General features: G+C 57.5%; 21 protein-coding genes. 12 read left to right on the top strand and 9 right to left on the bottom strand.

What is annotated here, in order from left to right; translation table 11 throughout:
* The first annotated feature begins 133 nt into the window (after nucleotides 1-133).
* A complete protein-coding gene (gene galE, locus AO242_RS23360) occupies nucleotides 134-1,159 on the top strand; it encodes a UDP-glucose 4-epimerase GalE (protein ID WP_099270537.1) in 1,026 nt (341 codons plus the stop codon).
* A gap of 149 nt (nucleotides 1,160-1,308) precedes the next feature.
* Nucleotides 1,309-2,145, top strand: coding sequence for a glutathione-dependent disulfide-bond oxidoreductase (yghU, locus tag AO242_RS23365; protein WP_099270538.1), 837 nt, complete (start codon nucleotides 1,309-1,311; stop codon nucleotides 2,143-2,145).
* A gap of 115 nt (nucleotides 2,146-2,260) precedes the next feature.
* On the opposite strand, the gene AO242_RS23370 is transcribed toward yghU, so the two are convergent.
* Together AO242_RS23370 and AO242_RS23375 are read right to left on the bottom strand one after the other, a co-directional pair.
* Nucleotides 2,261-2,641, bottom strand: a complete 381-nt coding sequence (locus tag AO242_RS23370) for a RidA family protein (RefSeq protein ID WP_087274197.1) — start codon at nucleotides 2,639-2,641, stop codon at nucleotides 2,261-2,263.
* A gap of 315 nt (nucleotides 2,642-2,956) precedes the next feature.
* The gene (locus tag AO242_RS23375) at nucleotides 2,957-3,883 is read right to left on the bottom strand and encodes a LysR family transcriptional regulator (RefSeq protein ID WP_027899661.1); all 927 of its coding nucleotides are present in this window, start codon (nucleotides 3,881-3,883) and stop codon (nucleotides 2,957-2,959) included.
* Between the two features lie 317 nt (nucleotides 3,884-4,200).
* Between AO242_RS23375 and AO242_RS23380 the strand changes: the two genes are divergently transcribed.
* Nucleotides 4,201-5,328: an alkene reductase gene (locus AO242_RS23380; protein WP_099270539.1), complete on the top strand. Its 1,128-nt coding sequence runs from the start codon at nucleotides 4,201-4,203 to the stop codon at nucleotides 5,326-5,328.
* Between the two features lie 230 nt (nucleotides 5,329-5,558).
* Here AO242_RS23380 and AO242_RS23385 read toward each other — a convergent pair whose 3' ends face one another.
* The gene (locus AO242_RS23385) at nucleotides 5,559-5,972 is read right to left on the bottom strand and encodes a winged helix-turn-helix transcriptional regulator (protein WP_027899663.1); all 414 of its coding nucleotides are present in this window, start codon (nucleotides 5,970-5,972) and stop codon (nucleotides 5,559-5,561) included.
* Nucleotides 5,973-6,070: 98 nt separating this feature from the next.
* Here AO242_RS23385 and AO242_RS23390 point away from each other — a divergent pair, with 98 nt between their 5' ends.
* Complete coding sequence (locus AO242_RS23390; RefSeq protein WP_099270540.1) at nucleotides 6,071-7,027, top strand: aromatic alcohol reductase; 957 nt, start codon at nucleotides 6,071-6,073, stop codon at nucleotides 7,025-7,027.
* Here AO242_RS23390 and AO242_RS23395 read toward each other — a convergent pair.
* Nucleotides 6,998-7,927 carry a DMT family transporter gene (locus tag AO242_RS23395; protein WP_099270541.1) on the bottom strand — a complete coding sequence of 310 codons (930 nt, stop codon included), beginning with the start codon at nucleotides 7,925-7,927 and terminating at the stop codon, nucleotides 6,998-7,000. The two genes, AO242_RS23390 and AO242_RS23395, sit on opposite strands and share 30 nt — an antisense overlap.
* A 342-nt stretch (nucleotides 7,928-8,269) precedes the next feature.
* On the bottom strand, nucleotides 8,270-8,737 hold the full coding sequence (locus AO242_RS23400; protein WP_027899666.1) for a DUF1203 domain-containing protein: 468 nt from the start codon (nucleotides 8,735-8,737) through the stop codon (nucleotides 8,270-8,272).
* A 178-nt stretch (nucleotides 8,738-8,915) separates the two neighbouring features.
* Here AO242_RS23400 and AO242_RS23405 point away from each other — a divergent pair, with 178 nt between their 5' ends.
* The 3 genes from AO242_RS23405 to AO242_RS23415 all read left to right on the top strand — a co-directional run bounded on the left by AO242_RS23405 (nucleotide 8,916) and on the right by AO242_RS23415 (nucleotide 11,848).
* On the top strand, nucleotides 8,916-10,637 hold the full coding sequence (locus AO242_RS23405) for a PAS domain-containing hybrid sensor histidine kinase/response regulator (RefSeq protein WP_099270542.1): 1,722 nt from the start codon (nucleotides 8,916-8,918) through the stop codon (nucleotides 10,635-10,637).
* A gap of 113 nt (nucleotides 10,638-10,750) precedes the next feature.
* A complete protein-coding gene (locus AO242_RS23410) occupies nucleotides 10,751-11,095 on the top strand; it encodes a hypothetical protein (RefSeq protein WP_099270543.1) in 345 nt (114 codons plus the stop codon).
* A 222-nt stretch (nucleotides 11,096-11,317) separates the two neighbouring features.
* Nucleotides 11,318-11,848, top strand: coding sequence for a glyoxalase superfamily protein (locus AO242_RS23415; protein ID WP_176560689.1), 531 nt, complete (start codon nucleotides 11,318-11,320; stop codon nucleotides 11,846-11,848).
* Between the two features lie 323 nt (nucleotides 11,849-12,171).
* Here the strand turns inward: AO242_RS23415 and AO242_RS30295 are convergent, their stop codons facing one another.
* Nucleotides 12,172-12,426: a hypothetical protein gene (locus AO242_RS30295; RefSeq protein ID WP_373562254.1), complete on the bottom strand. Its 255-nt coding sequence runs from the start codon at nucleotides 12,424-12,426 to the stop codon at nucleotides 12,172-12,174.
* On the opposite strand from AO242_RS30295, the gene AO242_RS23420 reads away from it, so the two are divergent.
* Together AO242_RS23420 and AO242_RS23425 are read left to right on the top strand one after the other, a co-directional pair.
* A complete protein-coding gene (locus tag AO242_RS23420; protein ID WP_373562252.1) occupies nucleotides 12,328-13,482 on the top strand; it encodes an iron-containing redox enzyme family protein in 1,155 nt (384 codons plus the stop codon). The genes AO242_RS30295 and AO242_RS23420 overlap by 99 nt on opposite strands.
* Nucleotides 13,482-14,468: a methyltransferase gene (locus AO242_RS23425; RefSeq protein ID WP_099270545.1), complete on the top strand. Its 987-nt coding sequence runs from the start codon at nucleotides 13,482-13,484 to the stop codon at nucleotides 14,466-14,468. The genes AO242_RS23420 and AO242_RS23425 overlap by 1 nt, the downstream gene beginning before the upstream one ends.
* A 302-nt stretch (nucleotides 14,469-14,770) precedes the next feature.
* On the opposite strand, the gene AO242_RS23430 is transcribed toward AO242_RS23425, so the two are convergent.
* On the bottom strand, nucleotides 14,771-15,640 hold the full coding sequence (locus AO242_RS23430) for an NmrA/HSCARG family protein (RefSeq protein ID WP_099270546.1): 870 nt from the start codon (nucleotides 15,638-15,640) through the stop codon (nucleotides 14,771-14,773).
* 134 nt (nucleotides 15,641-15,774) lie between these two features.
* On the opposite strand from AO242_RS23430, the gene AO242_RS23435 reads away from it, so the two are divergent.
* Nucleotides 15,775-16,650, top strand: a complete 876-nt coding sequence (locus tag AO242_RS23435; protein ID WP_099270547.1) for a LysR family transcriptional regulator — start codon at nucleotides 15,775-15,777, stop codon at nucleotides 16,648-16,650.
* A 349-nt stretch (nucleotides 16,651-16,999) separates the two neighbouring features.
* On the opposite strand, the gene AO242_RS23440 is transcribed toward AO242_RS23435, so the two are convergent.
* Nucleotides 17,000-18,067: a LacI family DNA-binding transcriptional regulator gene (locus tag AO242_RS23440; RefSeq protein WP_099270548.1), complete on the bottom strand. Its 1,068-nt coding sequence runs from the start codon at nucleotides 18,065-18,067 to the stop codon at nucleotides 17,000-17,002.
* Nucleotides 18,068-18,277: 210 nt separating this feature from the next.
* On the opposite strand from AO242_RS23440, the gene AO242_RS23445 reads away from it, so the two are divergent.
* Together AO242_RS23445 and AO242_RS23450 are read left to right on the top strand one after the other, a co-directional pair.
* Complete coding sequence (locus AO242_RS23445) at nucleotides 18,278-19,609, top strand: MFS transporter (protein WP_099270549.1); 1,332 nt, start codon at nucleotides 18,278-18,280, stop codon at nucleotides 19,607-19,609.
* Entirely contained in the window at nucleotides 19,606-21,990 is a 2,385-nt protein-coding gene (locus tag AO242_RS23450; RefSeq protein ID WP_099270550.1) for a glycoside hydrolase family 31 protein, read from the top strand. The genes AO242_RS23445 and AO242_RS23450 overlap by 4 nt, the downstream gene beginning before the upstream one ends.
* 312 nt (nucleotides 21,991-22,302) lie before the next feature.
* On the opposite strand, the gene AO242_RS29475 is transcribed toward AO242_RS23450, so the two are convergent.
* A complete protein-coding gene (locus tag AO242_RS29475) occupies nucleotides 22,303-25,722 on the bottom strand; it encodes a PAS domain S-box protein (RefSeq protein WP_373562253.1) in 3,420 nt (1,139 codons plus the stop codon).
* Nucleotides 25,723-25,804: the final 82 nt, after the last annotated feature.

Genomic DNA, 25,804 nt, shown 5'->3' on the forward strand with positions numbered 1-25,804 from the left:
CGCCTTTGAACTCCCGCAGCACCTGGAGCCCATAACTTCATACACCTCATCGTCACGCCTGTGACAGTGAGCCGAAATACAGGCTCGGCAGGTAAGTAGTCGCCGTTCACACAGTGAATAAATGAGGCGAACTATGATCCTGGTGACTGGCGGTGTGGGCTATATCGGTGCTCACGTAGTGCTGGAACTGATGGAGCACGGCGAAGACGTCGTGATTCTCGATAACCTCTGCAATAGCTCACGCTCGGTCGTGGAGCGGATTGCCAAAGTATCGGGACGAAGACCTGTCTTCATCTTTGGAGACGTTCGAAATAAAGGCCAGCTAGATCTGCTGTTCAACGAATACACCATCAATGCCGTGATCCATTGCGCCGGTTTGAAAGCGGTCGCTGAAAGCGTGCGGGAACCGCTGCGCTATTACGACACCAACGTGGGCGGCAGCGTGACGCTGTGTCAGGCCATGGCAGACGCCGAAGTGTTTACGCTGGTATTCAGCTCATCCGCAACGGTCTATGGCGACTGTGCAGTGATGCCTATTGATGAAAGCTGCGCCACAGGTCAGCCCTCGAACCCATACGGCCAATCGAAACTGATGGCGGAAAACGTCATGAACAGCATGGCCGCATCCGATCCCCGCTGGTCGGTTGGGCTGCTGCGTTATTTCAATCCGATCGGTGCCCATGGTTCAGGGGAACTTGGCGAAGCACCGACCAACACACCGAATAATCTGTTGCCTTATCTTCTTCAAGTCGCCAGCGGTGAACGCGCAGCACTGGGCGTCTATGGCAATGATTACGCAACGCCGGATGGCACCGGCGTCCGCGATTATGTGCATGTGATGGACCTTGCCGAGGGGCATCTGAAGGCATTGCAGGCGTTACGACAGCTGCATGGCGTGCGGGTCTGGAATTTCGGCACGGGTCAGGGTTATTCCGTGCTGGAAGTCGTCAAGGCGTTCGAACGTGTCAGCGGTGTCGCCGTGCCGCTGACGTACGAGCCTCGCCGTGCCGGTGATATTGCGCGTTGCTGGGCAGATCCGGGCAAAGCCGCTGATGAGCTGGACTGGCGCGCCGGTCGCTCACTGGACTGCATGCTGGCCGATGCCTGGCGCTGGCAGTGCAGCATTCAGCCGGAGCGAATTGACACGCTAGTGGGCTAGGCTTTCGTCGTGAGTCATGGGTTTGTTCGAATTCAAATGCGCAGGCAGCATTGATTCCGCGTCACGGCGCTGGCAGGGTAGTCCACCTGAACTGACGTGGCGGCTGCCTGCGCCTCGTTTTCGAATCGAATAGATCGGGAGATTCGCACATGAGCAACGCACCTTACGTTCCGCCCAAGGTATGGAAAAACGAAGCCGTGGGTGGCCAGTTCGCAAGCATCAACCGGCCCGTCGCCGGGCCGACCCACGACAAGACACTGCCCAAGGGCAAGCACCCTTTGCAGCTCTATTCACTGGCGACGCCCAACGGCATCAAAGTGACTATCTTGCTCGAAGAGCTGCTCGCGCTGGGGCATACCGAAGCGGAATACGATGCCTGGCTGATCCGCATCAATGAAGGTGATCAGTTCTCCAGCGGTTTTGTCGATATCAACCCCAATTCGAAGATTCCGGCATTGGTGGACTACAGCGCCGAGCCGCCCATTCGCGTGTTCGAGTCGGGTTCGATCCTGCTGTATCTCGCCGAAAAGTTCGGGCGCTTTCTGCCGACCGATCCAGCAGGCCGCACTGAAACCCTGAACTGGCTGTTCTGGCAAATGGGTGCAGCGCCGTACCTTGGCGGTGGTTTCGGACATTTTTACGTCTACGCGCCGGAGAAAATGGAATACCCGATCAACCGCTTCACCATGGAGGCCAAGCGCCAACTGGATGTGCTGGATCGCCGCCTGAGTGAAAGTACGTATCTGGCGGGCGATGAGTACACCATTGCCGATATCGCAGTCTGGTCGTGGTACGGCCAGGTGATCCTGGGCGGTCTGTACTCGGCGGCTGAATTTCTGGCGGTGCACGAATACACCCACGTGCAGCGCTGGGCGCATGAAATCGCCAAACGTCCTGCGGTTATTCGGGGCACCCGAGTCAACCGCACCTGGGGCGATGAAGCGACCCAAGTGCCGGAGCGGCATGACGCTGCGGATCTGGATTGAGGCGCAAGCGGCTCACATCTCCTCGATAGAAATCACGCCCTCCCGGCTAAAGCCAGTCCTACAGTTATGTGATATCCGTAGGAGCGGCTTTAGCCGCGAGAGGATTGACGTTACCTCAACCTTTCGCCGCCATTGCCGTCACTTCCACACGCATGCCTTCAACTGCCAACGCAGCCACGCCAACGGCAGCGCGCACGGGCCAGGGCTTGGCAAAAAAGCGTTTGTACACTTCGTTGAATGCGGCGCGGTCGGCCATGTCGGTGAGGTAAATGGTCAGGTGCAATACCCGATCCATGGAGCTGCCAGCCTTTTCCAGCGCTACTTTCAGCGCTTGCAAGGTGCATTCGCTTTGCAGCGTGATATCGCCCAGCTCCAGGCTGCCGTCGGCATGGGTCGGAATCTGCGTGGATACCAGCAAGCCGCCAAAACCGGCGACGTCGGAAGAAATGGAGTCCGAATCAGGGTCCGGGACGAAAGTGATGTCTTGGTTTGCCATGAAGGTCTCGTGTCTGGAAAGTATAAAGGTCACTTACTCAATTGCGTGAACAGTTTACAGCCCGACAGGCCTAAAACGCAGGCATGAAAAAACCCGCCGAAGCGGGTTACTTTTCATCAATACCATTCCAACATCCTGTCAGTAGCCATCCGGGCCATGGTGGTCATCCTTTACCTCCGAAGCGCTTCCTGCGTTTCGGTTGATGGGTTTAGATTGCGCTTATACGACACAGGGATAAATGGACGATCAGCAGCACGCGATGTAAGCCTTTCGCCATTAGTGGCGCTGTTTTCTCCTACATGATGGCACCACCGGTTACTCCGCTCTGTCCCAATACGGCGGTGTACCGATCGCATTCAAAAAATAATCCCATACAACCCGCACTTTCTGCGAGCGAAGGCGATTCTCAGGCGATAGCAGATGGATCTGGCTCGACGAAGGCTCGACAGCCCCCTCCCACTCGGGCAATAGCTGGATCAGCTCCTTGCTTCGCAAGTGCGCCTGATTGAACAGCCATGAAGGAAACAACACGATCCCCCTGCCCGCCAGCGCAGCCTCCATCAACACTTGGCCGTTATTGCTTCGTAACGGCCCGTCGACGTCAATGACCTCTTCGGCATCATGCCCGGGGTGGCGAAAATGCCAGCGCTGTATGCCGCTCACGCCTTTGTAAACCAGACAGGCATGATTACGCAGATCCTGTGGAGAAGTCGGTTGCCCGTGCTTTTCCAGGTATTCGCTGCTCGCACACAACAAATAGCGCTGATCGCAAATTTTGCGGCCTATCAAGCCCGAGTCAGGCAGTTGCCCGACCCGGAAGATGATGTCGGTGCCCTCCAGAACGGGATCAATGAACGCATCAGTGACGTTCAACTCGACAGTCAGCTCGGGGTACTTTTCATAAAGGCCATTCAATAACTTCACGATGTGCAAATGACCAAAGGCGACCGGAGCATTGATCCTCACCAGGCCGCGAATATCGCCGACCTTGCCGTTGACCTCCTCGTCCGCCGCGTCCAGCAACTCCAGAACTTCACGGATCTGCACGTAGTAACGTTCGCCTGCGTCGGTGAGTTTCACTGCGCGGGTATTGCGATAGAGCAGTTGCTGCCCCACGTCCCGCTCCAATGCCGCAATGAAGCGGGATACCGAAGAAGCAGGTACCTGAAAGTGCCGCGCCGTCGCGGAAAAACTACCGGTGACGGCGACCATGGCGAAGAATCTGTGGGCTTTTAGGTGCATGGGGAAAACTCAGGCGGCGATGCGAGAAATATAGAGTCTGTAGGAGCTGCCGAAGGCTGCGATTGCGGTGTGTCAACAAAATCTATCGCAGCCTTCGGCAGCTCCTACAGACCAATACGAGTCCAGCAAATCGTTTCGCGGCACATCCATCCAGTAAAACCACCAATTGCTAATACAGCAATAGTCTTTTGCTTTTCCGCTCAATTGTGGCTGCTTTAGCAACAACCTACCATGGGGGTCAATTTCATCTGACGAGAACGCCCTGTAGCTCCGGGCTTCTCGCTGGAACCAGATTCTGTCCATGGAGACTACAATTCATGACCAACCTTTTTGCCTCCTATGATCTCAGCGGCCTGACGCTGAATAACCGTTTCGTCATGGCGCCAATGACTCGCTCCCGCGCCCCGGAAGACATCGCCACCGAGCAGATTGCGCTGCATTACACCCAACGCGGCACTGCGGGCCTTATTGTTTCAGAAGGCACGCCGATTTCTCGTGAAGGCCAGGGTTATCTGTTCAACCCCGGCATCTTCAGCGATGCGCAAATCAAGGGTTGGAAACTGGTGACGGACTCCGTCCACAGCGTTGGCGGCAAGATGTTCGCCCAGCTCTGGCATGTCGGCCGGGTTTCTCACACCTCTATTCAGGTCGATGGCAAAGCCCCGGTCAGTTCCACGACCAAGCCAGCCCAAGGTGGCAAGGCATTCGGTTACACCGAGGACGGCGAGCCGGGCTTCGTTGACACGTCCATCCCGCGAGCGCTGACCACTGAAGAAGTTGGCCGAGTCGTTGGAGACTTCGCTCAAGCGGCTGCAAACGCTATCGATGCAGGTTTTGACGGCGTGGAAATTCACGGTGCGAATGGCTATCTGCTTGAGCAGTTCCTGAACCCGCTGGTCAACGATCGCACTGATCGCTATGGCGCGAAAAATCTCGAAGACCGTTTGCGTTTCGTGTTCGAAGTGGTTGATGCCGTCAGCGCCAGAATCGGTAAGGACAAGGTCGGCATTCGTATCTCGCCGTACGGCCAGTTGTTCGATATGCCGATCTACCCTGAAATTGATGAAACCTACGCGGCGCTCTGCGCAGGCATGAATGAGCGCGGCATTGCCTACGTCCACGTCATGGACCAGACCCACTTCTTCATGGCCGGTGAAAGCTCCGCTGCACAGGAAGAAGCGCTGCGCGAATTGCTCAAGGAATGCAAAGCCAAACTGGGCAACACCGCACTGATTCTCGCGGGCGACATGACGCTGGAGCGCGCTCAGGATCTGGTGGATGCCGGCTTGATTGACCTTGCCGCCTTCGGCCAACCCTTCATCGCCAACCCGGACCTCGTCGCCCGCCTGAAAAACGGCTGGCCACTGACCACTCCGGATCGCGACACCTACTACGGTGGCGATGCCAAAGGCTATGTGGATTACTCACCGTACGAAACGGCCTGACGTCGCAAGCGAAGGACCTCTGGGGAGCCAACTTGTTGGCTCCTACAGGTTCACCGCGAAGCCAGTACACACCGCTCCCCCTGTAGGAGCTGCCGAAGGCTGCGAAAGCGCTAAGCCTGACACACCGCAATCGCAGCCTTCGGCAGCTCCTACAGATCTCCCGCTTACGGCACGACAGCGTCCTGGTCGAACCAGATGGCGCATTTGTTCCACTTTCGGAATCTGTACACTCACTCCACCTTCACCAGACCCGCCGCATCGTACCGCTCACGAGCCTCGCGAAAACCCTCTGCATTGCCCGCCACCCACATCCAGAGCGGAATCATCTGCACCAGCAGTCCGCGACCAAGCTCCGACAGTTCGTAGTCGACGCGTGGCGGAACTTCGTTGTAATCCCGACGCAAAACCAGACCATCTCTTTCAAGCTGACGCAGGCTGCGGGTCAACATCCGCTGCGTCACGCCGCTCATGCGCCTGGCGATTTCCGCATGCCTCAGCCGCCCTTCCACACCCAGCGTGTGAACGATGCCCAGCGACCAGCGATTACCCGCATGAGTCAGCACTTCTCGCTTCAAACCATCGTCTTGCGCACTCAGCGCTTCGCAGGCCGCTTGCGATTGCCTGATGATTTCTTCGTTGTCCATTTGCCCCCCAGGATCACTCGTGTGCCTACTTATGGCCGCGTCTCAATGGTGACAGGATAACAACCGCTCGCCATTGAGCGGCTATCCGGAGGACATTCATGCAACCGACCACACCTGTGAAAACCGACAATATTCTCGTATTGGGAGCCGGAGAGTTGGGCACTCAAGTCCTGCGCGAACTGGCTGCAATGAGTGCTGACAGCACAAACGCGCGCATCACCGTGCTGCTGCGCCCCTCCGCTGTCGCCACTCAAAACAGCTCGAAAAAACGTGCCCTTGAAGAACTCCGAACGCTGGGCATCCATATTTTGCAGGCCGATGTGATCAACGATTCCATCGAGGCACTCGCCGAACACTTTCGGCAATTCGGTACAGTTATCAGCTGCGTTGGCTTCGTTGCTGGCGCGGGCACCCAACTCAAGCTCACTCAGGCGGCACTCAAGGCAGGCGTGAAGCGCTATGTGCCGTGGCAGTTCGGCGTGGACTATGACGTAATCGGTAAAGGCAGCCCGCAGGACCTCTTTGATGAGCAGCTCGAAGTCCGCGAGCTTTTACGGGCCCAGCGCACAACCGAATGGTTGATCATTTCCACCGGCATGTTTACCAGCTTCCTTTTCGAGCCCGCGTTTGGGGTGGTCGAGCTGGCTAAAAATACGGTTCACGCCTTGGGCACCTGGGACACGCAGGTCACCGTCACCACGCCAGAGGACATCGGCAAGCTGACGGCGCAGATAATCTTTGCCGAACCCCGCCTGATCAACCAGGTGGTGTTCGTCGCGGGGGACACGCTGAGCTATAGACAACTGGCGGACATCCTCGACGAAAAGCTTGGTCGCACGCTGTCTCGCGTGGAATGGACAGTCACGCAGTTGAACGGCGCTCTTGCCGCAGCGCCGGAGGATTCACTGTGCAAATACCGGGCGGTGTTTGCCCAGGGTAAAGGCGTCGCCTGGGATAAAAACCGCACATTCAACGCCACCCACGGTATTGAAATGACCACAGCCGCTGACTGGATCGAGCAGAACCTACTGCCTGCCAAGGGCGCGCTTGTGTAACACCTGCCTTAACAGATCGTGCCCGCTCACCAGCAGAATGCCGGCGAGAACCAGTCCCGAGCCGATCACAAAGGAGGATTCCAGCGTCTCATCCAGCAGCCACACACCAAACACCACGCCGAACAAGGGCGTCATGAATGACAGCACGCCCAGGCGCGAACCGAGATAGCGGCCCAGCAGCCAGAACCAGACGAGGAAACTCAGGAACGAGACGCCGATGGTCTGGTAAGCCAGGCTGCTGACCGCAACGGTGGTCAGGTTGATGCCCGTTTGACCGGTGGCCAGAGCCATCAACGCAAGGATCACAAAGGCCCCGGCCAACTGATAGAACAGTGTCAGCGGTGCGGGCGCGTCGGACAGTCTGGAGCCGCGAATGGTGAGGGTCGTACCGGCCCACAGAATAGCCGCCAGCAAACCCAACCCGTCACCAATCCGCTGATGCAGCACTGATACGCCGGGGGCTGCGGGGGCATAGAACGCCAGCACGACACCTGAGAAAGCGATGAGGATCCCGATCCATTGCAGCAACGTCAGCCGTTCACTGCGGAACCGAAAATGCAGACCGATGGCGACAAATATCGGTGCAGTGTAAAGGAAGATCACCATGTGCGCGGCCGAGGTATAGCGCAGCCCTTCGCCCACCGCGAGGTACTCCAGCGCAAACAGCACACCGACCATGATCCCGGCTTGCCAGGTGCCGCTGCGTTTCATCTGGTGCCAGCGCAGCATCAGCAACACGCCGACCATCAATGCCGCAAAGCCTGAGCGCAGGGCGATCTGGAAAATCGGCGCAATGTCCGGTGCAGCGGCCTTGATCGCGACTTGCTGCAGACCCCATACGGTACACAGCACGGTCATCATGACCGCAGCCTGACCGTCGATGGGTTTACGAATATTCACAGGGCTCGATCTCAGACTTTATTAGTCGCGGCATTATGGGGTTTGGCTGAAACGAAATGTTGAACATCTGAGACTGGGTGCCGGGATGTTGTGGGAGATTCTATGTTTGCTTGCAATCCCGTAGGACCGGCTTTAGCCGGGAGAGCGGTATTTCTGACGAGGAATATGTAGTGAATGTCCCGAAGCCCTCCCGGCTAAAGCCGGTCCTACGGAATAGCGCGGTCTATGTGTGCGGTGCTTGCTCGCGAAGCAGTCATTAAGGTGGATCAGATACACCGAGCCATCCTTGTTCGCGGGCAAGCCTCGCTCCAACAGATATTGCGTAACCCGTCGTAGCCGCGCCTATCCCCGATCAACCCGCCCCGCGTAACACCCTCTGCGCGCGTTATGAACATGGATGTAACTGACCTCTGGATTGGCAAATATCTGCTCGATCACCGGCTCTATCGCCACGCCCTCCACGACGTCAGCTTCGATCATCATCCCTTCCGCGTCATAGCCCCTCAGCGACAGCAGGCGGATGCGCATTGACTCAGGAACCTGATCGATAGCGTCGTAAGTCTGGCTAGCCCCTTCGCGGATGAAAATCGCATGAGTCGCGCGATAAGGAGTCATGGCCGGCTGGCAGACGTGATTCAGTAAAAGCACCGTCTCGCCAATTTCCGCGTCCAGCAATTCAATGCGGTCAGGGAAGCCTGGTTTTTTATCGACGTGGTAACGCTTTACGCCGAGCGCTTTCAAGGCGTCGTCGGATAAACCAAAAAGCGTCTGGAAAGGTTCCGGGGAGAGGCCTGTGATCCGAAAAGTCATGCTGAGCTCCTGCTGGATTGGAGCGTGTAGCAAACCCGCTATCCAACCTGATCACACCCTGCTTCTTGCTGTCCAACCCGAACTGCAATCAAAGTGACATCTCACCATTCACGGCTTTTTGCCTCGCTTGTGTGATAATCGCCGATTGGCTCACTTTCCTCCGTACAGAGAACTGCGCATGTCCTACCGGGCACCTCAGGACTTGGCCCTCGACCTTGCACTCTCCGCACTGCTTGAAGCCCAGGTGCGCGACGGGCATTACGCAAGTGTTGAAGACGCGCGCCAGGCGACTCTGCGGCTCATGCAAGTTCCCGAGGCCGGAGCGCGAGATGTGACGGCCGAGGAGACCGGCGAGACGGCGCTGTATGACTCCATGGATTTCGCCCGCCTTGCCCTTTCGGCGGTCAGCGGGGTTGGAGTCTGGACCTATGAAGTGTCCAGCGACTGTTTCTACTGCGACGCTGGCATCAGCGAGTTGTATGGCATTGACCCGGTGCAGGCCGCCGGTGGCATCAAGCGCAAGGATTTTCTCGCCAACGTTCACCCCGATGACCTGGCCGCGCTGCGCAAGACCATGGCAGGCGGGTTGGTCAACAGCGGCGACCTCGAACTCGAATACCGCATCGTTCATCCCGACGGGTCAGTCCGCTGGGTGCTTTCTCGCGGCCACACGTATTTCAGTAATACCGGCGAGCCGGTTCGGCGTACAGGCGTCGGCATCGAGATGACGGCTCAGCGTCTGCTCGAACAGCAACTGCGGCAGAGTCAGAAAATGGAAGCCGTCGGCCAACTGACGGGCGGTCTGGCTCATGATTTCAACAACCTGCTGACCGGAATCACCGGCAGCTTGGAGATGATCAAGCGGCGGATCGCACAGAATCGCGTCGGTGAAATAGACCGCTACCTCGACGCGGCACAAGGCGCCTCGCGTCGGGCAGCGGCACTGACCCATCGATTACTCGCCTTCTCGCGCCGCCAAACCCTGGAACCTATCGCAACCGACGTCAATCGCTTGGTCGCGAGCATGCTTGAGCTGATTCGCAGCACGATCGGCCCCGCCGTGAATGTGCAAGTCAAGAACGACGCTAATCTGTGGCTGACGCAGGTCGATCCAAATCAACTGGAAAACGCCCTGCTCAACCTGTGCATCAATGCCCGCGACGCCATGCCCGAGGGCGGCACCCTGACCATCCGTACCGGCAATTGCACTCTGCAGGCCAGGGCCGCCGCCGAACGGGATTTGCCTGTAGGCGAGTATCTGACCCTGAGTGTCTGCGACACCGGCAGTGGCATGAGCAGCGACGTTATTGCCCATGCATTTGACCCGTTCTTCACCACCAAACCCATGGGCGAAGGCACCGGTCTGGGGCTGTCGATGATCTACGGTTTCGTCCGGCAGTCGGGCGGTAGCGTGCACATCCATTCGATCATGAATGTGGGCACCAACATGACCTTGTACTTGCCACGGTCACGGAGCGAGATTGCGCCATCTGACACGCCATTGGCCCTGACGCCACCGCCGCTGGCCGAACGTGGCGAAACGGTACTGGTGATTGATGACGAACACACCGTGCGCATGCTGATCCGCGAGGTGCTGGAAGATCTGGGCTATACCGCCATCGAAGCGGAAGACGGCGCCAGCGGGCTGCGAGTACTCCAATCCAGCCGGCACATTGACCTTCTGGTCACTGATGTCGGTCTGCCCGGTGGTATCAATGGCCGCCAGGTAGCAGACGCCGGACGCAGTCTGCGCCCTGACCTGAAAATACTGTTCATCACCGGCTATGCCCATAACGCGCTGGGCTGGGAAGAACAGCTGGAGCCCGGCATGCATTTGCTGACCAAGCCGTTCTCCATGGATGAGCTGACCAGTCGCATCAAAAGCGTCATTACCGACTGACGTCCTTTGCAGGCGATTTACCAAACCTTTACCGAATCCAGACCTCCGCTTACATGAAACGGGTGTTTCATACGTCCATGGCGAACCCACTTATTTTCGCCAAAGGAGACACCATGTTTTCGAAGATGACCCAAGTCCTGATTCTGTCCGGTAGCCTGCTCGTTGCCGGGGCCGCTACCGCCAATGAACGCGACGTGATCGTCCCCGTTATCGCCGGTGCAGCCGTGGGTGCGGTATTGGCTACTGTGATCAGCCACTCGAGCAGGGACAATGACCGCCCGCGCTATCAGGAATACCGGCCACAACCGCGTTATCAGCCACGTTATCAACCACAGTATCAAGCGGTGCGCTACGTCCCGGTGCGTGCGGTTGAATACCGCCGCTACGACCCGCCCCGTGGCGGCTATTACGACCACAGGCCCCGCCGGGATTATGATCATGGCCGTGATCGCTGGTAAGGCTTGATCCGCAAGAGCCGCTGCCATCTGGCAGCGGCTTTTTTCATTCCCTGCATTCCGTCCCCGGGGTCGCCTGTGTATGATAGCAGCAGGCCAATGCTGCCTGCCGCTCGCTCCCGATGGGAAAGGTGAAAGCATGTTTTCTTCCGAATCCTGTCGCATCTCTTGATAGTCCAGGTTTGGCAATGCGAGCACCAGAAAGCCTCGACTCCAGGAGCCTTCATGTTTTCCATCGAACACGCCAAGCAAATGGCCAAGCGGCTGCGCGCCGACCTCGCCAGGTCTCATCAGGACATTTCCCACTCCGCAGCCCTTGAACTGGTCGCCCATCAACTGGGCCACAAAGACTGGAACACTGCGTCAGCGCTGCTCACCCACGAAGTTGCCCCGGCGGGTATCACCTTCGACAAATCGATCCCTATTCTGCGATCGTTTGACGAAACCAAGGCTCGCGAGTTTTACCTCGATTTCCTCGGCTTCAGCGTTGAATTCGAGCACCGGTTCGAAGCGGATCTGCCGCTGTATCTGGGAATAACCCGCAACGGCCTGCAACTGCACCTCTCCGAACACCACGGCGATGCCAGCCCCGGCTCGACGGTATTCATCCCGATGCAAAATATCGAACTGCTTCGCGATGAATTGCAGGCCAAGCGCTACGGCTACGGCCGACCGGATATCGTCGAGCAAGGCTGGGGCAAAGTGCTGGAGGTTTACGACCCGTTCGGCAACCGGCTGAGGTTTTGTGAGGGGTGAAACAGGCAGCGCCCTAAAACAGACATATAAACCCTCTTACTGAAATATCCTTCTGTAGGAGCCAACTTGTTGGCGAGGCGTCGTGTCAGTCATTACGTCTCGCGAACAAGTTCGCTCCTACCAAGGTCGAGGTATGCCAGATTTATAGCTGATCAACAGTCCTCCCCCTCACCCCAAAAAAACGCACCACCCGTCCAGCCCTTTACACATTCTTGGAATTTATCCGGAAGCCCCCGCCTCAGACCTACATACCAAGAACATTTGTAGGCTGCCTTATGAACTCTCTGCGCAATTTTGCTGATCGCCTGACCCCGGCAATGCATTCAGATGCAGATGCCAGAACCCTCTACCACCAGCTGTTGAGCGATCCCCAGCAGGTAGATGCCCGTACGCTTCGTCACTTTCTCGACGTCCATCTTCATGAAGCGCGGCAATGTTCCGTGGATCTTCCTGAAGACCTCAGCGAGATGCCCGCGTGGATGGAGGGAAAGGCAAGTGTTGTCGCCAGTGCGTACAGAGAGTATCTCGAAGGACGGCATGCAGGCGCAGGTAGGCAATTCTTCGGAAACAAGGCTCATGCCCTTTATTTTCTAAGACAGGTAGCACCGACCAAACTGGTGGATGGGGCCTGGCTATACGCGGCGATAAAACACACCGACGACTGGCGCTATCACGGTCTGATCCGTACCTATCTGGAAGAGCTGGGGGATGGCGATCCCGCGCTGAATCATGTGGTGCTGTACCGCAAGCTTCTGGCTGATCACGACTGCGCGCCCACCGAACAACTGGAAAACGTGTTGTACGTCCAGGGCGCCATTCAGCTCGCACTCGCGCAACTGGGTGACGAGTACCTGCCAGAGCTGCTCGGGTATAACCTGGGCTATGAGCAGCTTCCGTTGCACTTGTTGATTACTTCGTTCGAGCTCAACGAGCTGAACATCGATCCGTACTATTTCACGCTGCACGTCACCATCGACAATGCCAGTAACGGCCACGCCCACAAAGCCGTGCAAACCGTTCTCGACCTCTTGCCGACAGATGACACCCGGGATGAATTCATTGAGCGGCTGCGCACTGGCTATGCCCTGAACGAACTGGGCACGGGCACTAAAGAGGTCATCGCCAGCTTTGATCTGGAGAACGAAGTCGTGGCCATGCTGGAGCGCAAGCGTTCCTTTGGTCAGTACATGCATTCGGACTATTGCCGTCTGGACGGGTTGACCATCAACCAGTGGCTGGGCGAGCCCGGACGCAGCCGCGCGTTCCTGACCGCTCTTGAAAATAAAGGCTGGATCAAACGCAATCAGGACCCGACCCAAAGTCGCTTCTGGCAACTGATCGACGGCCCGGGAGCGGTGATGTTTGGCGTGTTCAGCGGTTATGAAATGCAGCTGTTGAGGGACTGGATTGCAGGGGATTGGGTTGACGAAAGTGCTTCGGCCAACAGCAACCCGTTTCGTGCCCGGTTCCGGCGTCGGGCGACACCCGCCTCTGTATCGCCAAAGCAACCTAAAGCTAACGGCTCGACTGAGCGATTGATCAGTCTGCTGTCCCCTTCCCAACACTCGACGCCTGAGGGCCTGATCGCCACTCGGGCCTATTCCAGCCAACTTGCTCAAGGATCGTTAGCGTGATGGACCACACCACTGCATCGTCATCGTTTACTAATGCACCCAACACTGAAGAACAGACCCATGACCTGGCACTCGTTCAGTTGGGTCGTCGACTACAGGCCGATGAGTACAAGTTCGTCACGGTGACGCCCCTGACCCATCAGCGCAATAACGAGCGCGAGCAAAACTGCAAGGCTCGTAACCTGCGCGATATCTTTGGCTGGAACCGGCCGTTTGAAACAAACCTGCTGCCAGAGGCGGAAATAAACGCCCTGCTGGCCAGCGGAATCATCCGCGCCCATGCCGGGTTGTTACTCAGTGAAGTACGCTGGTCGAGCCTGCAGGACCTGCTTTTCGTGCATTCCGGCTTCCCGACCATTTCAAACGATGCAGTCTTTTTCGGCCCCGACACCTACCGATTCGCCCAGGCCATTGAAGAGCATCTGAGAACCTCATTGCATCCGGTGCGCACTGCGGCTGATATTGGTTGTGGCAGCGGCATGGGAGCCATCCTCATCGCAAAATCCAGACCCAACGCCCAAGTGTTGGCACTGGATATCAATCCGACAGCCCTGAGGTTTACAGCGGTCAACGCTGCACTGGCGGAGATCGAAAACGTGCACGCCTGGCACAGCGATCTGCTGGAAAGTACTTCCGGCGAATTCGACCTCATCGTCGCCAACCCGCCTTATATGCAGGACAGCCAGAAACGCGCCTATCGTCATGGCGGCGGACGCCTGGGTTCAGAGCTTTCCGTACGCATCGTCGAGCAAGCGATGGGCCGCCTGGCACTGGGCGGTAGCCTGTTGCTGTACACCGGCACGCCATGGGTCGACGGAGTGGATCTGTTCCTTGAACACGCCCTGCTGTTGATTGATCGCCCAGGTTTCGCGTGGTCCTATCGCGAGATGGACCCGGATGTATTCGGCGAGGAACTGGAAACCGAAAACTACGCTCAGGCAGAAAGAATCGCTGCGGTGGTGTTAACGGTTACCCGGACGGCGTGAGCGGTTGTCGGCGTTCTTGACGTTGCAAATACTGTGGCTGTACCCACCCATTCGCGAATGAATTCGCTCCCACCGGATGTGCGCAAGTCTGATGCTCAACGCAAACTGGTAGGACCGAATTTATTCGGGAAGACAGCATTCCCGACGACGCAGATGCTGTGGCCGTACCGAACCCTTCGCGAATGAATTCGCTCCTACCGGATCTGCGCTAGCCTGAAGCTCAACACAACCTGGTAGGACCGAATTTATTCGGGAAAACGGTATCCCTGACGACACAGAGGCTGTGGCTGTATCGCGGGTGCTTAAGCCTCAGCAAGAGCCTCGCGCACGAAGTCTTCATAAGTGCGTAATGGGTGCCCAATGATGGTCTGAAGCTGCTCAATGGTTCCTTCTTTTGCCTGCATGCCAAACTTCTGAATCCCCGCCATCATCAGGCGCATGTCATACGCCAGCCAATTGGGACCGTATGAAGCGAGCTGCCCTTCGAAAGCCGCAACGTCATCACCACCGTAGGCGATCTCGCGCCCCAGCGCGGTACTCCAGACTTTCGCCACAGACGAACCGGTGAGCGGCTGCGGTCCGATCAACTCCAGCGTTACACAATCCAGCGCCGAGGCTGCTCTGTCACGACGCAGCAATTCCGCAACGGCGACATCAGCGATATCGCGCGCATCAATCATGGAAACACCTGCCGAACCGATTGGCATTGGATAAACCGAGTAATCCTGAATGGTCTGTTGGACCATGCGATCGTTTTGCATGAAATAAGCCGGACGCAAAATAGTCACGGACATGTCGAGGGTCTCGATCATGCGCTCAACCGTACGCTTGCCGGTGAAGTGCGGGACATTGGTGAACTTGTCCGCATGGATCACCGACAGGTAAACAATGCGCTCAATACCCACCTCGCGAGCAAGGTTCAGCGTAATGAGGGCTTGGGTGACCTCATCAGGCGTTACCGCATTGAGGAGGAACAGCGTACGCACCGACGACAGTGCCTCGCGCATCGACGCTACATCGGTTAGGTCTGCGACCACCTCAGTGACGCCCGTCGGGAAGGTCCGCTTACCCGGTTGGCGTACGAGAGCTTTGACGTCAGCGCCCGCGTCAGCAAGGCCTTGGGTGATCAGTGAACCAATAGTGCCGGTGGCACCAGTAACCAGAATGCTCATATTGAAACTCCTGCTGAGGATTTGAAGTTGATCTGCGAGTGAAATCCGCAACGACCTTGACGAGAAAGTAATCCGTTGCACTTATAAAACGAAGACCCCAAAATCCAGACACCTCGTTGCAAATATGGAACACCATGAACCTGAACGCGCTGATCGATTTCATGCTCGTCGCCACCCATTCAGGGCTGGGAAAGGCAAGCCGTGCGAGCGGTGTTTCCAAAGCCACGTTGTCGCGCCGAATCGCCGACCTTGAAGAGCAACTGGGCGTAAGGTTGATTGAGCGCAGCGCCCGCGGCCTGAAACTCACCGAAGCGGGCAAGGCGCTGATGTCTCGAACTGAAGCCCCGCTGAGTGAAGTAACTGAAGCAATGACGGCTGCAAGTGAAGGCGTTTCAACGCCTCGCGGGCGCTTGCGGGTCGCGGCACCGATTTTGTTCTCTCAGCTCGCGATGGGCCGTATCGGCGCCGAGTTCTGTGCGGCCTATCCGGAAGTCTTGATTGAGGTGGTTGCGGAAGATCGCATGGTCGATCTGGTGGAGGAGCAATACGACGTCGCCATCCGGATCAATCCAGGCCCGGACAGCAGCCTGGTCGGCAGGTGCTTCGCCAAAGACCGGCTGATAGTCGTGGCGGCGCCTGAAATACCCAAGCCGATGCCCGGCGCAATCAGACCCGTTCCGGGCATCGTGACTTCAACGTTCCAGCCCACCCACTGGAGTCTCGATGGCGGGCAGTTGGTCCTGGAGCCGATCCCGAAAATGAGCTTCTCTTCATTGCTGATGGTCCGCGATGCAGCTATCGCCGGGGGCGGTGCGGCCCTCATTCCACAGTCCATCGCCTGGAGTCAGCTTGCCCGAGGTGAGTTGGTTCAATGGGGGACTGTGTCGGGTGTCGAGCCGTCGCTGTGGGTTTTGCATACATCCAGGCGGCTTGCGGCTCCCAAAGTACGGGCATTTGTCGACTTCATGTGTGCCAGGTATCCGGACATGTCTCTGGTGCTTGATGGGTAGAAAATCGCTCACACAAGGGAATGCATTTCTGATCGCACAGATGCTGTGATGGTATAGGCCCCTTCGCGAATGAATTCGCTCCTACCGGATTTGTGCAAGGCTGATGCTCAACGCAAACTGGTAGGACCGAATTTATTCGGGAAGACGGTATCCCTGACGACGCAAATGCTGTGGCTGTGCCGGCCCCTTCGCGAATGAATTCGCTCCCACAGGGTCTGCACCTTCCTCACGTTCACCCCGATCCTGTGGGACCGGATTCATCCGGGAAGGCGGCATTCCCGACGATGCAGATGCTCTGGATGTACCGGCCCCTTCGCGAATGAATATGCTCCTACCGGATTTGCGCCGATCAATCATAAATAATCTTCTGATACACCGGGGTCTGCTGCGCGCTGTGTTTGATACGCCGCACCGAGCTGCCGGTGATCAATTGCCCGCCCAGTAGAAGATTGCCGCATGGTGATCGCGGTTCGAAGAGACGTTGCCTTAATACCCTGATCGCCTCCGCCCCCAACTCATCGCGAGGGACGTGAAGCGTGGTGAGCGGTATGTCGTTGATGTCAGCCAGATTGAAGCCATCCATGCTCATCACCGAAACGTCCTGAGGCACCCTCAAACCAGCGCTCTGTAGCGCTTTCACGGCACCGGCTGCCATGAAATCGCCCCCGGCAAGAATCGCGGTAGGTCGGTCATCAGGTGCGCAATCTGCGATAAAAGCCGCCACCCGCGCTTCCGCCTCGGCACTGCCGAAGCCTTCGGTAATGATCTGATGGTTCGCGTCGACAAACTCGAGATTCTGCTCCTTCCAGGCGTCGCGAATCCCACGCATGCGCAGATCCATCGTGTAGCGCCTGAGGCACTGCAATGTCAGTACGTTTCGATGACCCATCTGAAACAGGTAATTGATCGCAAAATGACCGATCAAAAAGTGGTCGGGCGATATGGAAGGCAGGCGCAGGCTGCGATCAATGCAGTTGATCAGCACAGCAGGCTTGCTGAAATCCGCTGCCAACTGGTGAATGTGCGGATCATCAATGCCGATCAGAATCGCTGCATCGGTTTCTTTCTGATTCATCTTTTCAAGAAACAACAATGCGTCGCTGTCGACCTCCTCAAGTTCGCAGTAACGAACTCGAACATCATGCTGAGCAACCGCCTGGGTGATGCCCTGGATAACCTTGTAGTAGAAGATATCCGAGCGGACGTTGAAGGCACGCGAGGGTGCAAAGATGGTCAGCCCGTTTAGCAGAAACCGGCCATTGGCGAGGTCTTCCATCACCCCATGCTGGCGCGCCACCGCCAACACTTTCTGCCTCGTTGCCGCGCTAGTATTTGATTTACCGGCAAGCACTCGGGAAACCGTCGCAATCGACAGACCTGTTTGTGCAGCGATCTCAGTAATACGTAGCTTGCCCACAGCGACTGATCCATTGAGACAATTTATGTAAAAGCTTTCATATCAGAAAAAGACCACAAGGCCTAGCGTGGTCTGGATTCCACCAATCGATTCACTAAGAAAATGTAAATTTATACATCGTTAGTTCTGTACGGGGCATAAGCCGTTGCCCTAGCGTTGAGCCTCAAATAAAAACAAAACGCCGGAAAATCCGGCACAGGCGAAGAATTGATGACTATCGATATCGACCGCAATGCTCGACTTTCGGCCAAGCGAAAATTCATCCCGCACCTGCGCTGGTGGATGCTCTCCCTGTTTCTGCTTGGCGTCACCGTCAACTACATCACCCGAAACTCATTGGGCATATTGGCCCCGGAACTGAAATCCACGTTCAGCATGTCGACTGAACAATACTCGTGGGTAGTCGCCGCTTTTCAACTGGCTTACACCATCTTCCAGCCCATCTGCGGATGGCTGATCGATGCTGTCGGGTTGAAACTCGGCTTCGTGATATGTGCCGTCATATGGTCGGTGATGTGTCTGCTGCATGCGGGCGCAGCGAGCTGGGTACACCTGGCGATCCTGCGCTTTTTCATGGGTGCTTCGGAGGCTGCCGCCACCCCCGCGAATGCCAAAGCCATCGGCGACTGGTTCCCGAAAAAGGAACGGCCTGTCGCGGCAGGCTGGGCTGGCGTCGGCTTCTCGTTGGGCGCGATGTTAGCGCCGCCCATCATCTATCTGGCTCACGTTTCGCTGGGCTGGCAGGGCGCATTTTTGATTTCCGGTGGCATCGGACTGGTGTGGGCTGGCCTCTGGGCCTGGCTTTACCACGCGCCAGCCATCCACCCTCGCCTCTCTCCCGCTGAGCGGGAACACATCCAACAAGACGGCGAAATAACCGGCCAGCAAATGCCGTTTTTCAAAGCGCTGAAAAAGATCGGTCGGGACAAAAGGTTTTACGGAATCGCCCTTCCCGCCTTCATGGCTGAACCCGCCTGGGCGGTCATGAGTTTCTGGGTGCCTCTGTATCTGGCCAATGAGCGAGGCATGGACCTAAAGCAAATCGTCCTGTTTGCCTGGGTGCCTTTTCTGGCAGCAGACCTGGGCAGCATCGCCAGCGGTTATCTCTCCCGCGCCTACCACCGAATCTTCAAATGCACGCGGGTCAACTCAATCGTTGCGAGTTCGATCACGGGCGCGTTTCTGATGTTTTCGTTAGCCGTCATGACTCAGGTGAAAGATCCCTATGTCGCGATCGCGCTCATTTCAGTCGGCGGTTTTGGCCACCAGATTATCTCCTGCATGTTGAGTGCATTGGTGGTCGAGACCTTTGATCGGGATGAACTGGCGACGGTAAACGGCATGCGTGGTTCCTGCGCCTGGATTGCCAGCTTTATCTTCTCGCTGATCATCGGTGTCAGCGTCGACAAAATAGGCTTTAACCCACTGTTCATCGCCATGGGGCTCTTTGATTTTATAGGGGCAATTTTCATGATCATGTTTATCGCGGACCGTACCCAGTCCAAATCCAGGCCAAAATCTGAAGTGGTGCACCCACAATGAAATCACTCAAAAACTGGAAGTTTCACGCACGAAAAGAAGGCTATATCGAGCTGCTGGTCGAGGACAGGCATGTATTCCGCATCCATATGCTCGAAGATGGTTTGGCTCGTGTCCTGCTGATGCGCGCAGGCACATTGGAACTGGATCGAACCTGGAGCATTGCGCCCAGGGAAGATGTCCCTTGGGAAGGTCGGTCTCGTGAGTCCGTTGCTGACTTTTCCTTGCCCGGCTTTGAGCTCGAAGAGCTCCAGGACCGACTGATACTGACCACCCAAAAACTGCGCGTAACGGTGCATCGGCCACTGTGGTTGCAATGGGAATTCCACGACGGCCTGGCCTGGAAGCCGCTGGTCTCGGATCGTCCCACCGGCGCCTACTCACTCAACGCCCATGGTGATGGCCTCGAGCATTATCAGTTGCGCGCCCCTGAACATCGCTACTACGGCCTAGGGGAAAAAACCGGTGATTTAAACCGCACCGGCAGACGTTTTGAAATGCGTAATCTCGACGCCATGGGCTACAACGCGGCGAGCACTGACCCGCTTTACAAGCACATTCCGTTCGTCATTACCCAGCAGCAAGACGCAAGTTTCGGGATGTTCTACGACAACCTGAACACCAGCGTCTTTGATCTGGGCAACGAGCTGGATAATTACCATCGCCCGTATCGTCGCTACAAAGCGGACGCGGGGGATCTCGACTATTGGGTTATTGCAGGGCCGCGCGTACTCGATGTGACCAAGGCCTTCGTCCGCCTGACCGGACGCACCTTGTTCCTGCCTAAATGGAGCCTGGGCTACAGCGGCTCAACCATGCACTACACCGATGCTGACAATGCTCAAGAACAGTTGCTCGGGTTTCTTGATCTCTGTCGTCAACACGAGATCCCTTGCGACTCGTTTCAGCTGTCCTCCGGGTATACGTCGATTGGCGACAAACGCTATGTGTTCAACTGGAATTACGACAAAGTCCCGGATCCAGAGGCGCTGGCGCAAGCGTACCGTGATGCTGGAGTCAGACTGATTGCCAACATAAAACCGTGTCTGCTGCAGGACCACCCACGCTACCCAGAAGTGGCAGATCAGAAGCTGTTCGTGACCGACTCGGAATACGACCAGCCAGAAAGGTCGGTTTTCTGGGACGACGAGGGCTCGCACCTGGACTTCACCAATCCGGCGGCCATCCGCTGGTGGCAATCAAACGTCACCTCGCAGCTTCTGGAAATGGGCATTGATTGCACGTGGAACGACAACAACGAATATGAAGTATGGGACGGCGAGGCACGCTGCCAGGGCTTTGGTCGCGAGATAGCGATCAAACATATCCGGCCCGTCATGGCGCTGCTAATGATGAGAGCCTCGCTGGAGGCGCAGCAGCGATTCGCACCTTCAGAACGCCCTTACCTCATCTCCCGCTCGGGTTGCGCCGGGATGCAGCGCTATGTTCAGACCTGGAGCGGCGATAACCGGACCAACTGGGACACCCTCCGCTACAACACCCGCATGGGCCTAGGCATGAGCCTTTCAGGGTTGTACAACGTGGGGCACGATGTCGGCGGGTTCTCGGGCAACAAGCCGGATCCTGAGCTTTTTTTACGTTGGGTCCAGAACGGTGTGATGCACCCGCGCTTCACTATCCATTCCTGGAACGACGACGGCACCGTCAACGAGCCATGGATGCACCCCTCCGTTACCGACGCGATCCGCGACGCCATCCGCCTCAGATACCGGTTGATGCCTTATTTCTATACCTTGCTGTGGCAAGCGAGTCATGAAGACGAGCCCGTTTTGCGGCCGACTTTTCTGGACCACGAGCACGATCCGCAGACCTTCGAAGAGAACGACGAATTCCTGCTGGGCCGGGACATTCTGGTCGCCAGCGTTGTAGAGCAAGGCGCACGCGAGCGCGAAGTCTGGCTACCGGTTAACGAGACGGGTTGGTGCGACTGGCATTCTGGTGAATGGTACGAAGGCGGCCAATACGTGTGTCTCGCTGCACCGCTGGAACGCTTGCCATTGCTGATTCGAGGAGGCGCTGCGATTGCCACCGGTGAATGCCACAAGCTCCATGACTCATCTCTTGATCGACATCGCGAGCTGGTGATTTTCCCTGCCCCCTCAGGCTCCGCAAACGGGGTGCTGTTCGAAGATGATGGCATTAGCCACGAGTGGAAAAGCGGCAGCAGCCTGCTGATTAACTGGACCCTCGAATATGGCCCGGACTTCATTGATTTGAAGATCGTCAAAACAGGAAGTTTTCGTCCCGCGTGGGAGCAGCTTGAGGTGTCGCTGAAGGTACAGGATGCGCGACCGTTGAGGATCAATGGCAATAGCCGAACGACTTTAGGGTTGGCCGAGATTCCGGATCACGAACTTGATTGATCAATGACTGATTTGGAATGCTTTTCTGTAGGAGCTCACGAGCACCGCGAGGCAGCGATGGCGGTCTGTCTGATACACCGCTATCGCGGCCTCGCGGTGCTCGTGCGCTCTAATAAAACAACATGCAATTACTGGATTGAAATGCATTTTCTGTAGGAGCTGCCGAAGGCTGCGAAACATTTCTCCTGATACACCGCGATCGCAGCCTTCGGCAGCTACAGGTCCTATGTTTGCCGCGAGACAGCGCGGTGATATGGAAACAGGGCCAGCTTGGCTGCCAGGTCTGTGGATTGCCCAAGCTCCATAACCACCTCAGGATTCGTCGCCCAGCCGGGACAGGCTTGCCGCGAGTTCATCCTTGCGAAACGGTTTGGCAAGCCGCGGAATATCCGCATCAAGCCCCTCACGCTCGGCATAGCCGGAGACCAGGAGGATTGCAGTCCCGGGCCGGGAAGTTCGGACTACTCTGGCCAGATCGGTGCCACTGATACCAGGCATCAGGTGGTCCGTGACGAGCAGGTTGAAGGGCTGCCCGGCGTCCAGCAGTTGCAAAGCCTCCTCGCCTGACGCGGCTTCGATCACCCGGTAGCCCAGGTCCGCCAGCATGTACGAGGTGCTTGCGCGTACCAGTTCTTCATCGTCGACCAGCAGCGCAACGCCGCGCACCGATTGTCGCTCCGGAGCCTCGACCACGCGCAAGGCTGCTGCCGGTACCGTCATGCTGCGCGGAAGCCACAGCTCCACGTTCGTTCCCAGACCGGGCAAGCTTTGAATCGTAAGCGCACCGTTCAACTGAGATGCCAGGCCGTGCACCATCGAGAGGCCAAGACCCGTTCCCTTCCCGACGCCCTTGGTCGAAAAGAACGGCTCCACCGCCCGGGCGAGCGTCGCCGCGTCCATCCCCGTGCCGGTGTCAGCGACAGACAGACAAAGGTATTCGCCGGTCGGAAGCCTCGAGCGGTGACCGCTACTGACCAACTCAGTGCTCGCGGATATGCGCATCGTCCCCCCTTCCAGCATCGCGTCGCGCGCGTTCACGGAGAGATTCAGAAGTGCCATTTCGAGTTGGTTCGGGTCCGCCATTGCCGCAGGCAGATTCTCCGGGGCATCAACGACGACCTTGATTTGCGGACCGGTGGTGCTGGCGACGAGATCGCCCATGTCGCTGACCAGCTTTGCCACGTCGACCGGAACCGCTTGAAGCGGTTGGCGACGCGCGAAGGCAAGCAACCTTTGCACAAGGGTCTTCGCACGATCCGCCGATTGCAGGGCTCCAGAAATCAGCCGCTGCTCTCGCTCGCCGCCCACGCCTCTGCGCTGGAGCATGTCCAACGTGCCAACGATCGGGGTAAGCAGGTTGTTAAAGTCATGAGCCACGCCGCCGGTAAGCTGACCCATTGCTTCCATCTTCTGACTCTGACGCAACGCCTGCTGGACTTCTTCCCGCTCAGCGATGGCCTGGGAAATCCTCGCTTCGAGCGTGGCATTGAGTTCGCGCAGTTCCTCCTCGGCGGCCTTGCGGGCGGTGACATCAACCACGGTGCCGGTAAAACGCAGACAGCGATTGGACGAATTGAATACAGCCCGGCCCTTGGCCGCTATCCAGCGGACAATGCCATCCTCGCGGCCAATCGTGCGGTAGTCCACTTCGTAGAGCGCGCGCTGCTCAGGATCGACGGCCGCTGCGAAGGCCTCAGTCGTTGCTTCTCGATCTTCCGGATGCAAACCGTCATAGAAGTGTTGCAACGTGACCGGCACATCAGCCGAAATGCCGAACATGGCCTTGGTCTGTGGCGGCCAGATGAGCGTTTGATGAACGATATCCACGTCCCAGAAGCCAATGTCGGCGTTTTCCACGGCAAGGCGCAGTCGCTCCTCGCTCTCGCGCAGACGCATCTCGGCACCTACCCGCTCAACATGTGCCCAGCAGCGCTCGACGACTTCCCTGACCAGGGATATTTCGGACGGTTGCCAGTCCCGGGGCTGATCCTGATGAACCGCCATCATTGCCGTCAGCCGGCCGTCCTTCACGAGCGGGCAACAAATGATCGCGTCCACACCAATGGATAGAAAGGTCTCAAGGCCCGCGCCACGGTTCAGTTCTGCGACAACATCACGTATGACCAACGTGCGGCCCGCGCGCATATCTTGCGCAGCACGAGGTCCAAAAAGGTCGAGGCTATAGGCTCCAACCGAACTCTGGATGCCGGGCGCATTGTAATCACTGCGAATCCAGAACCGGTCGTGGTCGATATCCACATCCGCGTAGGCGCAGCGCGAAATGTTCAGCCTCCGACCGAGCAGCTCGGTCGCGGCAAGCAGCGCGTCTTCGGCATGCTGGATATTGAAGAGCCGGTTGTCGAGTTCATCAAAAAAACGCAGTCGCGAAGCACTGTCTTGCAGTGCCGCTTCAGCCTGATGCTCGGCCGTACGGTCGCGGAAGATTTTCACAAAACCGCCATGATCCATGGCGAGCGGCATCATCAATCCCGACCCCCAGAAGCGTGTACCGTTTTTGCGGACGTGCCAGCGCTCGTTGACGGCTCGCCCCTGTTCACCAGCAACTTTTAGCTCGTTGTGGAACACTCGCTCGGCCTGGTCCATGTCCGTATAGAAAAAGTCGCCCTTGCGACCGACTACTTCCTCGGCATCGTAGCCGACCACACGCTGGGCACCGATATTCCAGCTCGTTACAGTGCCTTGCGCATCGAAGGTGATAATCGCGAAGTCCTCTGCGCCCTCAACGATCTGGCAGTATCGCGCCTCACTGACCCGGATAGCGGCCTTCGCCCGAGCTCGATGCACAACGAGACCCACCGTCTGGACAACGAAGTCGACGATCTGAGTATCTGCCAACAGGGGTTTGCGCGGTTCATGGTGGTACATGACAAAAGCGCCGAGCACGTCGCCCTGCGCCGAACGGATCGGGAATGACCAGCAGGCGTGCAGGCCGTGTTCAATGGCTTTCTCCCGGAAACCGGCCCACAGCGGGTCGTTCGCAATGTCGGACATGGGCACTGGCTCGCGCCGAAAAGCCGCAGAACTGCCGTAGCTCGAGCTCTGGCCGACAATGACGCCCTCCATGTCGGCATTGAATGAGCCGGGAAGACTCGGGCCTGCGCAATGCTGCAGCTGCTGACCGTCTTCATCCAGCAGCAGAATACTTCCCAGGAAACGGGACGTGGACAGCGCTTCCACTTCCCGGACAATCTCGTCCAGCGCGACGTTGAGAGGAGTCTCTTCGACGGCCAGTTTCAGGATACGGTTCTGTGCATCGCCCAGCGCGGCCGCGCGATTGCGTGCCTCAGTGAGGCGCGCATTCTCGATGGCAATAGTCGCCAGACGCGCCAGACTTTCCAGCCGTTTGATCGTATCCAGGTCGTGGGTGCGGACCTCCGACCAGTAAGCGCCCAGCGCCGCGACCGAAACCGGTCGTCCGATCGGTACCATCACCATGCTACGGACAAAAGTCGGCGAGTAGGCGTCTTGAGGAATGCGCGGGTCGAGCCGGACATCGGGAATGGCGACCGTCTCGCTGTGGTGCATGACCCAGCCCGAAATACAGTGGTCAGCCGGGAACGTCAGGCCTTCCCACAATGGAGAAACTGCATCCTCCGCCACATAAGAACAACGCCCGTCATGCTCAATAACGACCGCTACGCCCTCTGCTCCGACAGCGGCACGCGCCGTGTCCCGAAGCACGGCAACGACCTCTTCCACCGATGCCGCCATAACCAGTCGCTCACTGGCATCCAGCACATGGGACAAGCGTTCATCAACGCTTGGAGCTATCGGAACAGATGGCAAACGGATC

It is taken from the genome of Pseudomonas sp. ICMP 561 (assembly GCF_002699985.1).
Taxonomy (GTDB): domain Bacteria; phylum Pseudomonadota; class Gammaproteobacteria; order Pseudomonadales; family Pseudomonadaceae; genus Aquipseudomonas; species Aquipseudomonas quasicaspiana.

Bases quoted from the DNA above. Each gene is read 5' to 3' on its own strand.
- galE (WP_099270537.1), top strand. From the start codon at position 134: ATGATCCTGGTGACTGGCGGTGTGGGCTATATCGGTGCTCACGTAGTG.
- yghU (WP_099270538.1), top strand. From the start codon at position 1,309: ATGAGCAACGCACCTTACGTTCCGCCCAAGGTATGGAAAAACGAAGCC.
- AO242_RS23370 (WP_087274197.1), bottom strand. From the start codon at position 2,641: ATGGCAAACCAAGACATCACTTTCGTCCCGGACCCTGATTCGGACTCC.
- AO242_RS23375 (WP_027899661.1), bottom strand. From the start codon at position 3,883: ATGCACCTAAAAGCCCACAGATTCTTCGCCATGGTCGCCGTCACCGGT.
- AO242_RS23380 (WP_099270539.1), top strand. From the start codon at position 4,201: ATGACCAACCTTTTTGCCTCCTATGATCTCAGCGGCCTGACGCTGAAT.
- AO242_RS23385 (WP_027899663.1), bottom strand. From the start codon at position 5,972: ATGGACAACGAAGAAATCATCAGGCAATCGCAAGCGGCCTGCGAAGCG.
- AO242_RS23390 (WP_099270540.1), top strand. From the start codon at position 6,071: ATGCAACCGACCACACCTGTGAAAACCGACAATATTCTCGTATTGGGA.
- AO242_RS23400 (WP_027899666.1), bottom strand. From the start codon at position 8,737: ATGACTTTTCGGATCACAGGCCTCTCCCCGGAACCTTTCCAGACGCTT.
- AO242_RS23405 (WP_099270542.1), top strand. From the start codon at position 8,916: ATGTCCTACCGGGCACCTCAGGACTTGGCCCTCGACCTTGCACTCTCC.
- AO242_RS23410 (WP_099270543.1), top strand. From the start codon at position 10,751: ATGTTTTCGAAGATGACCCAAGTCCTGATTCTGTCCGGTAGCCTGCTC.
- AO242_RS23415 (WP_176560689.1), top strand. From the start codon at position 11,318: ATGTTTTCCATCGAACACGCCAAGCAAATGGCCAAGCGGCTGCGCGCC.
- AO242_RS23420 (WP_373562252.1), top strand. From the start codon at position 12,328: ATGGAGGGAAAGGCAAGTGTTGTCGCCAGTGCGTACAGAGAGTATCTC.
- AO242_RS30295 (WP_373562254.1), bottom strand. From the start codon at position 12,426: ATGAGCCTTGTTTCCGAAGAATTGCCTACCTGCGCCTGCATGCCGTCC.
- AO242_RS23425 (WP_099270545.1), top strand. From the start codon at position 13,482: ATGGACCACACCACTGCATCGTCATCGTTTACTAATGCACCCAACACT.
- AO242_RS23430 (WP_099270546.1), bottom strand. From the start codon at position 15,640: ATGAGCATTCTGGTTACTGGTGCCACCGGCACTATTGGTTCACTGATC.
- AO242_RS23435 (WP_099270547.1), top strand. From the start codon at position 15,775: ATGAACCTGAACGCGCTGATCGATTTCATGCTCGTCGCCACCCATTCA.
- AO242_RS23445 (WP_099270549.1), top strand. From the start codon at position 18,278: ATGACTATCGATATCGACCGCAATGCTCGACTTTCGGCCAAGCGAAAA.
- AO242_RS23450 (WP_099270550.1), top strand. From the start codon at position 19,606: ATGAAATCACTCAAAAACTGGAAGTTTCACGCACGAAAAGAAGGCTAT.
- AO242_RS29475 (WP_373562253.1), bottom strand. From the start codon at position 25,722: ATGGCGGCATCGGTGGAAGAGGTCGTTGCCGTGCTTCGGGACACGGCG.